This is a genomic window from Angustibacter speluncae, from assembly GCF_054777815.1.
The window spans coordinates 1-1,036 of sequence record NZ_BAAHAF010000097.1; the positions used below are offsets into that span (position 1 = coordinate 1).

The 1,036-nt window shown below is 80.9% G+C and carries 1 pseudogene; it reads right to left on the reverse strand.

Going from position 1 to position 1,036, the window contains the following annotated elements:
- A pseudogene (locus tag ACYVKY_RS12420) lies at window positions 1-1,036 on the reverse strand (sacsin N-terminal ATP-binding-like domain-containing protein); the annotation flags it as partial.

Genomic DNA, 1,036 nt, shown 5'->3' on the forward strand with positions numbered 1-1,036 from the left:
GCCGGGCGTCCCGGCCGGGCGCCGGCCCGCCAGCCCGGTCGCGCGGCGCAGCCACCAGGCGGCGTACGACGGCGCCCGCCGGGCGCCCCGGGGCGAGCGGACGGTGACGTCGCGCACCAGCCCAGCGCGCAGGTCGGGGTCGGACGACAGCACCCGCAGCAGGTCGGCCCACCGGTCGGGGTCGACCAGGTCGAGGTCGCGCACCGCCTGGACGGGTCCCTCGACCAGCGCCCCCGCCTCCCCCTGCGCGACCGCGCGCACCCACGCGTCGGCGTCGTCGAGGTCGTCGAGCGCGGGTGGCAGGTCGTGCGGGTCGACCTCGCCGACGGTGACGAGCAGCGGCCGGTCGGCCACCCCCACCGTGCGCAGCACGTCGGGCCCCCAGCGCCGCAGCACCGCGTCGTCGACGGCGCCGACGGCGTCGGGGTCGAGCAGGTCGGCCGCGACCGAACCGGGCTGCACCAGCACCGCGGCCGGTGCGAGGTCGCCCTCGTCGTCGGGCAGCGGCAGCTCGCCGAGGAACGGGTGCGCCCCCGCGGCGACCGCGCCGCCGGCGAGCGCCGCCTCGACCAGGGCCAGCACGGCGTCGACCGCGTGCTCGGGGTCGGGGTCGTCGGCGCAGGCCGCGACGAGCTCCGGCAGGGCCGGGTGCTCGAGCAGCTGCGCGGCCGAGACCCGTTGCGCGCCCAGGCGTTCGAGCAGGTCGGACGCCGCGGCGTCGCCGGCGAGCGCCGGGTGGGTCGCGCGCAGCCCGTGCTCGGCCAGCACCTCGAGCACGGTCGCCGGGACGTCGGCCTCCGGCAGGACGAGTCCGCGCGCACCGCTCACCACCCGCCCGTCGGCCACCGGCACGGGCAGGGCCGCGAGGGCCTCGCGGACGGCCGGGTCGGCGGCGGCCGGCAGCAGCGCCCGGTGCAGCGCGGCGTGGCCGGCGGGCGACCCGACCTCCGGCCACTGCTCGACGACGGCGGCGAGCGTGGTGCCGCGCACGTCGAGCACCCGGAGCACCGCCTCGTCACCGGGGCCGGCCGCCACC